Source organism: Anaerobiospirillum sp. NML120511, from assembly GCF_023050955.1.
Lineage (GTDB): Bacteria > Pseudomonadota > Gammaproteobacteria > Enterobacterales > Succinivibrionaceae > Anaerobiospirillum.
In genome coordinates, this window is sequence record NZ_JALKIK010000006.1 from 139,620 (window position 1) to 150,168 (window position 10,549).

Sequence of the window (10,549 nt, forward strand, 5' to 3'; positions counted from 1 at the left end):
TACTCATGTAGAGCGTGTTAAGAGCAAATCTTTACATGGCATGGCTGAAGCAAGCTGCATTTACGCTGATTAGCAGCCGAAAAAGCGTATAAAACAGCCGTTTTTGAGACGATTCTAGTGATGAAACTTTATTTCATGGAGTGACTGGTGCGATGCCGTCCTGGCATACTGTTATGGTATTTCCTGTCGGTCGTTTTTGACCGTATTATGGCTGTTTTATAAATATTTCCGCATTATTATGGGATTTTTGGAACCTTTTGATCTGAGCTACATACGTAGCATCAATATGAAAAAAATTCTTTTTTGTGATCTGCATATTACCGCTGTGAAAACTTATTTCAATTTGTGCTGTAGAGCACACTTTCAAAGCATAAGTTTTGCCCCATGGTCACAGCTATTAGATAATCAACTTACGTGGATAGGGTGCTGTCAATGCGCCCAAAACACTCACAGGAAAAGCTCTGAAGCTGAAAGCTCTCAGATTTCCAGTACAGGGGCACACCTGGCTTTGAGCAGGGCTGCCTTTTATTTGCAGGGTTCGTGAAAACGTAAACACAGGCACATACATCGGCTTTGTCCCATTTAAATACCTTGATTTTCATTACGAAGTCATGGGCCTGAGAGAGCCTGCAGATAGTTGTCAGTTGTCACATGCTTATAAAGAGAGTCTCAATTTGAGACCTGCTCTTTTTGCCTGACACGTGGTCTGCCAGCAAGCAAGACCTGTCATCAGGCCGTGTTCTGTCTGCCAGTGGCACGGGTTAAAAGATCAGATCTCACATGCTTCCAGGTTTTCAGAAAGGGTAATGACATCAAAAGAAGAGCAGGCCGTGTATGGTCAGGGCTGTTCGTGCAGCCGGAGCATATCAGCCTTACTCTGATACCCTCTGAAATTATGCCCGTCTGCGCACTTCCGATGCCAGAACACATCAATCCTGCCCTTCAGGACAGCTCTGATTTTCTGACCTCCCGGAAAAGGCCGGACCCGTACTGCAGTAAAGCTAATACAGCTCCCTGCTTTCGGATGTCACTTTTGGTTGGATGAACGCGCTATGATGAAATATCTTCAGCGACTCGGCAAATCCCTGATGCTGCCTGTCGCATGTTTGCCTGTAGCAGGCATTCTCATGGGTTTAGGTTATCTGCTGGCTCCTACCACCATGCAAGGTGGTGATGCCGAGTCCTCAGCTGTCTTAATTCTCGGTACTTTCTTCGTTAAGGCCGGCGCTGCCATTATCGACAATATGTCAGTGCTCTTTGCCATCGGTGTTGCTGTAGGCATGGCCAAGGAGCAGGACGGTACCCCAGCTCTTGCCGGTATCGTTGCCTGGTTCGTTATTCAGACTCTGTTAAGCCCTGGCTTCGTAGGTGTACTGACAGGTGGTGAAGTTGATGCTGCCTTTAACAAGGTAAATAACCAGTTTATCGGTATTATGTCCGGTATTGTGGGTGCTACCTGTTATAACCGCTTCAGCGGCACCAAGCTGCCTGACTTCCTTGCCTTCTTCTCTGGCAAGCGTTCCGTAGCTATCGTTACCGCTCTGGTATCCATCGTACTGGCCGCCATCCTCTTCTTCGTATGGCCTCTCATCTACAATGCACTGGTTCTGCTTGGCGAGTCCATCATTTCCCTTGGTGCTGTAGGTGCCGGTATCTACGCTTTCTTAAACCGTTTATTAATCCCTATCGGCATGCACCACGCTCTGAACGCAGTATTCTGGTTCGACGTAGCCGGCATCTCCGACCTGACCAAGTTCTGGTCCGGTACCGGTGAGTATGGTGTAACCGGTATGTACATGACCGGCTTCTTCCCAGTCATGATGTTCGGTCTGCCAGCTGCCGCTTTCGCCATGTACCAGTGCGCCCGTCCAGAGCGCAAGAAGGCCGTTTTAGGCTTACTGGCATCCGCTGCTTTCTGTTCCTTCTTTACTGGCGTTACCGAGCCTTTAGAGTTCGCCTTCATGTTCCTGGCCCCAGGCCTCTACGTGCTTTACGCTGTAATGACCGGTATTACCGCCGCCATTACCGTAATGCTGCCAATCCGTGCAGGCTTCTCTTTCTCCGCCGGTTTCCTTGACCTGTTCTTCTCCTCTCAGACTCCACTGGCTCAGAACCCATGGCTGATCATTGTAGTAGGTCTGGTTACCGCTGTTGTTTACTACCTGGTATTCCGTATTGCCATCGTCAAGTTTAACTTCAAGACCCCAGGTCGTGAAGATGACGACACTCCAGTTACCACCGACCTAAAGGGTGACTCTGCTTTCGTTGCCTACGCTGAGAAGGTTCTTGAGGGTCTGGGCGGCAAGGAAAACATCGCTTCTGTTGATAACTGCATTACCCGTATCCGCTGTGACATTGTTGACCGCTCCAAGGTTAATGATGAAATCCTGAAGTCAGCCGGTGCCAAGGGCGTTCTCCACCCATCTGACACCACCGTACAGGTAATTGTAGGTACACAGGTTCAGTTTGTAGTAGACGAGTTAAAGAAGCTTCTCAAGTAAGCCTCTTGCTGAATCCCCGATTCAGGCCGCTCCGGCTATGCCGGAGCCGGTCTTTTAAAACGGTACCTCAGGGTACCGTTTTTCATATATGGCCCCTGAAAACCACAGCTTCAGCGGCACTCACGACCAGCATGGCTGCCAGCCCTGCTGCACGTCCACCTGGCGCATTGCATGCCAGGGCAGACACGTTGCCCTGACATTATGGTTAGCCCGCGCCGGCAGTTGAAGTGGCCATAAGGTGATGCAAAGTTTACCTTTGCTTCCCCACAACCTGACAGGCACTCATACAGCCCATGGCGGCCATGCAGTAATGCATGCCTGACCGGCATACTGGCCACGACGGCAATGCAGTAATGCATGCCTGACCGGCATACCGGCCACGATGGCAATGCACGCATGAATGCATGCATCCTGGTCGACACAAAATCCACTGTGCCCGATCCAAAGGCCAATGTGCCCTACCTGAGGACCAGTGTTTGCCCTCCGTCAGGAAAGTGATAGCTTTCAATGAAAGGTATCCCGACTGCAGCTTCCAGCTGCAGTTTATTTGTACTTCGAGCAGTCAGCGCATAAGCGCTTTGAGACCTCAATGGACCTGTATCCTGCATGTTGAGCCTCATCAGATATTCATGCCCTTGTCTGTTGTCAGCGCCCGCTCATGACAGCACTGGTCATGCCTGACCGGCTCACGGCAGTTGTCTGGCGGCATGAGTATTACCTGTATGCTGCGCACCATGGTCCATGGTGCTGATGGCACACACCATTTTCTACGCAGTGGTGTATCAGCTGTCTTAATCAGCCCCATCAGTAAAATCAAATGCACAGCCCGACAGTGATATGCAATGCGGGCTCATAATAAACAGTAATCAGGCTCGCCTTGAGCTGCCTGATGCTGTTAATGGCGCTCTTTTGCACCGGCTGCCCTCCTCATTTTGCGCTCTTATTTCATCACTGTTTCAATACTTTTCACCTGACAGTATCTCCCCCGGTCACCTTTTTCTTTCTTTTATCCAGGGCGGGCTGTGTTCGTGAACATTCTTCTGTTTTACCGCTTATTTATGCGATTTGGAATTTTATTTCACATTTTTACAAAATTATTGAGAAAATTTGGAGAATTTTTCTAAATCGCCACAAAAAGCGCTATAATATCCACACACTCAAGCCGGAATACCGACTGTACGGAGCAGATGTTTATCCCTGCTGCTCACTGTCCGGACGGCAAATGGAGTAACCCCATGCTTTGCTTACCTTCAGGTGGTCCTGGTCACAGACTGGCTCTGGAAAATTACCTCTGGAACTGTACGGTAAAACCACAGACCCATGCGGATATGTCCCTTGATGACGAAGGACTCAAAGTCCGTTTTGAGGTCCTGGAGTCAAATCCTCTGACCACAGCCATGACCCAGCAGGAGCCAATGCTCATGGTATGTCAGGACAGCGCAGTAGAACTGTTCCTTGCTTTTCCTGATGATGAGCATGATCAGAACTTCAAACCTGAGCTTGAGCACTGTCTGTATCTGAATATAGAAATCAACTCTCAGGGTATCTGTTATGCAAAGCATGGCCACAGCCGCAAAAACCGTACGGCTTTTACCCCTGAGCAGATAGCCTCCCTGAAGATCAGGGCCGAACGCGAAAGTGACCGCTGGTCAGTTGAACTTACCGTGCCACGTCACCTGATCAGGGAACTTGCTCACTATGATGCTTTCAGTCCTGACCATGTATGGGCCTTTAATCTGTACAAGATTTCTGAAAGCAGAGAAACAGAGCACTACATTGCCTATAACAGAGTCGATGTCCCTGCTCCCAACTTCCATCTTCCCGAATACTTCGCCCTGTGCCGTGTAACCGGCTGACAGGAGCTGCACTGAGCACTGCAGCTGTTGACCATTCCAGCCGTTCAGTACAGCTGCAGTAAATAAGCTGACCATAATTGATACCTGCAGCTGAAAAAAAACCAGTTTATTTTGACCCTGCCAGCCAAGAAATCATCAGGCTGTCTGAGCACGTTAAGCAGCTGATGCGGCAGGTCATATGGGCCAGCCCCAAACTCTGTCTATGGAGATTGCTATGATCCTTAATAATGTCACCATGTATACCAAAGATTTTCGTTTTGCTCCTGACAGCAAGATCAAGATCGAAGGTGATCGTATTCAACGCATTCTCGAGGGTGGCCAGCCGCTGCCAGAGTGCTGCCAGAACGCCTGCCCAACTGATGACTGGGTCGATCTCAAGGGCCTGATGGTTATTCCAGGTCTGCTTGACACGCACTTCCACGGCTCCATGGGTCATGACCTTATGGAGGGTACAGAAGAGGCTCTGGACGCCATTGCCAAGTACCAGGCTTCTGTTGGTGTAACCGCTATCTGTCCAGCCACCATGACCATGCCAGAGGCTGACATAGTCAAGGCCTGTGAAAACGTTCGTGACTATCCATTAAAGGACGATGCTGCTGATGTTGTAGGCATAAACATGGAAGGTCCTTTCCTTTCTCCTGACAAGGTAGGCGCTCAGAACCCTGAGTATCTGCACTTACCTGATGCCGAGTTCTTCCGTCGCTGCAACAAGGCATCCGGCAACAAGATTAAGCTTATGGCAATCTCCCCAGAGGTTGAGAACGCCATGGATACCATCAAGGCTGTTAAGGATGAGGTTCTGTGCTCCATTGCTCACACCACCGCCAACTACAATCTGGCCAAGGAGGCTATTAACAGCGGTGCAACTCACCTGACTCACCTTTACAACGCCATGCCACCTCTCCACCACCGTGATCCGGGCCCAATCGCTGCTGCAGCTGATGCCCTGTGGTGTGAGGCCGAAATTATCTGTGACGGCATCCACATTCACCCAGCTGCCGTACGTAACGCTTTCCGTCTGCTTGGCGCTGAGCGCATGATTTTTATTTCTGACTCCATGATGGCTGTAGGCCTTGCTGACGGCACCTATGAGCTGGGTGGTCAGAAGGTATTTGTAAAGGATCGTCGTGCTACCCTGGCTTCCGGCACCATCGCAGGCTCTGCCACCAATCTCTTTGACTGCATGAAGATTGCCCACCTGAAGATGGGTATCCCGCTTGAGGATGCAGTACGCTGCGCTTCCTACAACCCTGCCCGCTCCATTAAGGTTCTGGACAACTATGGCTCCATCGAGCCTGGCAAGATTGCCTCCTTACTGGTTCTCGACAGAGAACTCAATCTCAGAGGCGTTCTCTTACGTGGCAAGTGGCTGCACAAAGACTTCTAATTTTCCTTGCATACTTTTTTGAACCAGGGGCCGGTCACAGACCGGCCCTTTTTTATGCAAAGATCCGCATTGACCTGAGCGCGCATTAAGCTGACCGGGCATCCAGGACCGCCCCGGCTACACTGTCCAGTACCAGCGTCAGACACCAGCGTTGACCAGCTGCGCCCTGTATCAGCGTTGAGCTCTGCAATGAATATTGATGTTGAAAACTAACGTTGTCCCGGCGTTTCCTCAGCATTGCCCCCCACCGTTGAACACATGATTTGAACACCTGTATTACCCCAAGCGTTTCCTCCAGCATTGCCCCCACCATTGAACACATGATTTGAACACCTGTATTACCCCACGCGTTTCCTCCAGCATTGCCCCCACCATTGAACACATGATTTGAGCACCTGTTTTACCCCAAGCGTTTCCTCCAGCATTGCCCCCACCATTGAACACATGATTTGAACACCTGTATTACCCCAAGCGTTGCCCCCATCTTAAGACACTGCCGTTGAACACATGATTTGCCACAGCGTTGAGTCTGCCTTTAGTCACCATTGTTAAAAACTGACATTGAATCGCAGCGTTAGACTGACTCTGAACAGCAGCACGCCCCTGCCTGGACACCAGCGTCCGATACCTGCTATGAGTACCGCCAACCAGAGCTTCGGAGCCAGCATTCTGTATGTCTGTAAGCTGTGCTGGGTACAGATTTGGCAGCTTCAACATAATAATTTATAAAGCGAAATTACCCCATTGTCAGTCTGTCAGTGATTGATACATCACCGATTTGGGGAGAGTGGCTGATTTATGGGATGTTCAATCGGTTTTTCTTGAATCACAGTCGGGTTCGCCCTATAATTTGCCTGCACTTTGCAGTGACTGTTTCATCTTTTTGTGCAATTGACACTTCCTCACCCGCTGCCTGCGTCTTTTCACCCCCATTTGAAACTTAACGCAGCCCCGCCTGACGGTAAGATCCTCTGAGCTGCAAAGCCGATCTGACCTGCACATTAAGCAGTCATTTCCTCCGGCACCATTACTGTGTATGGCTGCCTCTTCAAGACTTTCCTTTAGCCAATGACTATGTCACCACTGAAATCAGCTGGTGCATTGCCCATTTGGTTTTTATAAGTCTTTATCAGGCACCTGGTCCTGCCCAGCAGCATCTGGTCGCAAAATCCTTTGGAGCTGCGCTGCAGCTTCGTGCAACAAGGCACCTGGAACAGCGCTGCAGCTTCGTGCAGCAAGGCACCCGGAGCTGCGCTGCAGCTTCGTGCAGCAAGGCACTTGGAACTGTGCTGCAGCCCCGTGCAGCAAGGCACTTGGAACTGTGCTGCAGCCCCGTGCAGCAAGGCACCTGGAACTGCGCTGCAGCTCAGGCTGCAAGTTTCAGGGAGCTGCTGAGCGGATCCCGGATTAAGAGCATAACAGCACCTTCGTGTCCGCCTGAAGTGGTCTTATTCTGGTACCGGACATAATATGCTGCACTATGCATTTTCCTGTGTATGAGCCCCCGGGCATTAAACCTTTTTGACAAACACCATGCAAAAGCCAAACTCCGATCGTCTGATCCCGGCACTGTTTATGTGCTTTAAAGAAGGCTACTCACTGAGCACCCTGCGCTCTGACATGATTGCAGGTCTCACAGTAGCAATTGTGGCCCTCCCGCTTGCCATGGCCATGGCCGTAGCCTCAGGTGCCTCACCTGATAAAGGTCTGGTAACTTCAGTGGTTGCAGGCTTTTTTATCTCTTTCCTGGGCGGATCACGTGTACAGATCGGTGGCCCTACCGGCGCTTTTGTTGTAGTAATCTTTGACGTTATTGCCCGCTATGGTCTTGATGGTCTGATTGTGGCATCGGTAATGGCCGGTATTATTCTTATCATTGCCGGCTATGCTCATATGGGCAAGCTCATCAAATATATTCCTTATCCGGTAATTACAGGCTTTACTACCGGTATTGCCGTAATTATTGCCTCATCTCAGGTCAAGGACTTCCTTGGTATGGAGATTGATAACGTACCGGCCGAATTCATCGAAAAATGGATGGCCTACTTTACCAATCTCAATACCACCTCAGTTTATGCTGTAGGCCTTGGACTGCTGGCTCTGGCAATTATCCTGATCTGTAAGAAGATCAGCGCCAAAATCCCGGCCTACCTTGTTTCCATCGCTCTGGTATCTCTGCTCTCATGGGTCATGAACATGCCAGTGGAGACTATAGGCTCACGCTTCCCGGACATGCCTACAGGTCTGCCTGTCCCTACACTGCCGGCCCTTACCCTTGAGGAAGTTCGTGATCTGATTCCTTCAGCCTTTACCATTGCTTTCCTTGCCGGTATTGAAGCTCTGCTCTCTGCCGTGGTTGCCGACTCCATGATCGGTACTAAGCACTCCTTAAACCAGGAGCTGGTAGGTCAGGGTGTTGCCAATATCGCTTCAGGCTTTTTCGGCGGTCTGCCAGCTACAGGTGCTATTGCCCGTACAGCAACCAACATCAAGTCTGGTGGTAAAACTCCTATGTCAGGTATTTTCCATGCCCTTTTCCTGCTGGTATTCCTCTATACCATTATGGATATTCTGGCCTATATCCCTATGGCCGGACTTGCAGCCGTGCTCTTCATGGTTGCCTGGGGCATGAGTGATATTAAGCACTTCCTGCAGATTTCCCGTATATCACCATCTGACCGCACCATTCTCTTTATGACCTTTGGTCTTACTGTTCTGGTAGACCTTACTGTAGCCATTGGTATTGGTGTTACTCTGGCCTCCCTGCTGTTCATGCGCCACATGTCCAAGTCCATCGAGATTCAGCCTCATATGCGTCTTACCCAGTATGATGCTGATGATGGCGATGGTGACGATGCCGCTGCCTCAGCCCGCGCCGTACGCAATGAGGTCGAGGTTCCTGAGGGTGTAGCTGCTTTCCAGATTAACGGACCTCTGTTCTTTGGTGTAGCAAGCGAGCTGTGCGATCGCATGCAGAACCTCATCACCATTCCTCGTATTCTGATTCTGCGTATGCGCTTCATGCCTTACCTTGATGCCTCAGGTGAGGCCTCAATTGAGGAAATTCTGAAAATCTGTCATCAGCACCACAGCTATATCATCTTTGCCGGCATGCGCAAGCAGCCAATGGATATGCTCTATCGCGCCGGTCTGTCCCGTGACAAGGAAGTGGCCTTTACTACCAATTTCGATGAGGCCCTAAAGCTTGCTACCAAACTGATGTCCGATCCTGACTTTGTCAGCAAGCATCAGGACACTGTATAGGCAGGTCATTATCTGTTGCACAGCAGTACTGCATAATGCTCAGACCATAACCACGGTCAGGCAGCTCCTGCAGTACTGAATATTGAAAGGGGCGCAGCTCAATTACAGCTGCGCCCCTTTCTGTTTGTGCCTGACCAGGACAGTCCACTGGGCATAATCCATAATCCTAATATGTAGCGAAGATGCACCACAGTACCGGTGCTGGCTCAGGCTGATGTCATAGTGTCTGTCATTTCAGACTCTTTCATGTACACCTGATGCTGCATCAGCAACTGCACAGGCAGCGGGGTTGAGAGGTTTAATGGGCACACTTGACAGGTGATATATTTTTTTGCATCTCAGCAGCTTTTTCTTATTGTTGCAGGGGATCAGCTTTGTTAAGATTAATAAGATACAGCGCAAGGCAGTTCTCTTATTTCCGGCTCAGTAGTTCAGTCTGAAGCCACCGCTGCAGGCAATTTCAGCTTTTTGCATTATCTGTTGCCCTGCTCCTGCCCTGTCGCCTTTCAAACGCCCGCTCCGGGTCATTTTTCCCCATAACTTTGTGTCCAGATGTTCTATCTCAAGTTCACCAGGATTAGTGTATCTTCGTGTTCATGGGTTAAGGACAGCCATGTCTGCAGCAAATACCATCTGTTAGGTTGAAGGTCGGTTGAACCACCCTGCCCCTGAGCCAGAGAACTGCATAAGACATGATGACCTCAGTTATATTCCTTTTTCAGTGCCTTGGGCACACCACATGTTCACAGTCAGGAGGGTACATATGCTCAGAAAAACCTATATCACCCGCAAGAAAGACATGCTCTTTCAAAATGTTAATGCACTTAAGACTGTTGAACACGTTATTGCTGAAATAGACCAGGGTCTGGGCAATAAGAGCCGTACCATTGATACCTCATCCATGCCTGAGGTTCTGGCAACAGCACTTGGTATTGGCTCAGGAAGTGCGCTGAGCTTTGCTGCTCTATATTTGAGCGGCAGCGTTATTGGCGTCAGCGCAGCCGGTGTTGCCAGTGCTCTGAGTACTGCCGGCGCTATTGTAGGCGGCGGCGCCACAACCGGTATTTTTGTGCTGGCAGCCCCTATTGCCATTCTCGGTCTTCTGGGTATCAAGATTGCCCGCAAGAAGCGTGAACGTCGTCTGATGCGCGCCAAAATCTTCTGCTACAAGCGCTCACTTGCTCACCTGGCATCATTAAAAAATGCCATCATTATTGAGGCTCCAAACTCTGACCCTGAGCGTATTGCCTATCTGCGCGCCCTGTCCATTACTCTGCAGGCCGCCATCAAGGATCTCAAGCACGATCTTGGCATTGTATAAACCAGCTTATAAAGCATCTTGCACATGACAGCTTCAGTCATGCTTCACATGAATGCTGCAGATGCCTGAAATCGAGTAGGGGTGGTTCCCCTCTCACACTAATCATCACTTCCAAGTAATCACTACTTATATTAGCTAATAGCAACCAAACGACCTACCTTATATATAAAGTAGTGATTACTCCCTCCACGAAATCGTATCTTCTTTATAAAACTTCTAC

The 10,549-nt window shown here is 49.8% G+C and carries 5 protein-coding genes; all 5 read left to right on the plus strand.

Annotation, left to right across the window (positions count from 1 at the left end; genetic code table 11):
* The first annotated feature begins 1,055 nt into the window (after window positions 1-1,055).
* Complete coding sequence (gene nagE, locus MXE39_RS03195; protein WP_281503466.1) at window positions 1,056-2,501, plus strand: N-acetylglucosamine-specific PTS transporter subunit IIBC; 1,446 nt, start codon at window positions 1,056-1,058, stop codon at window positions 2,499-2,501.
* 1,235 nt (window positions 2,502-3,736) lie between these two features.
* A complete protein-coding gene (locus MXE39_RS03200; RefSeq protein WP_246979010.1) occupies window positions 3,737-4,357 on the plus strand; it encodes a carbohydrate-binding family 9-like protein in 621 nt (206 codons plus the stop codon).
* Window positions 4,358-4,571: 214 nt separating this feature from the next.
* Complete coding sequence (gene nagA / locus MXE39_RS03205) at window positions 4,572-5,744, plus strand: N-acetylglucosamine-6-phosphate deacetylase (RefSeq protein WP_246979011.1); 1,173 nt, start codon at window positions 4,572-4,574, stop codon at window positions 5,742-5,744.
* A 1,533-nt stretch (window positions 5,745-7,277) separates the two neighbouring features.
* The gene (locus tag MXE39_RS03210) at window positions 7,278-9,008 is read left to right on the plus strand and encodes a SulP family inorganic anion transporter (protein ID WP_247073778.1); all 1,731 of its coding nucleotides are present in this window, start codon (window positions 7,278-7,280) and stop codon (window positions 9,006-9,008) included.
* A 763-nt stretch (window positions 9,009-9,771) separates the two neighbouring features.
* The gene (locus MXE39_RS03215) at window positions 9,772-10,329 is read left to right on the plus strand and encodes a hypothetical protein (RefSeq protein ID WP_246979013.1); all 558 of its coding nucleotides are present in this window, start codon (window positions 9,772-9,774) and stop codon (window positions 10,327-10,329) included.
* Window positions 10,330-10,549: the final 220 nt, after the last annotated feature.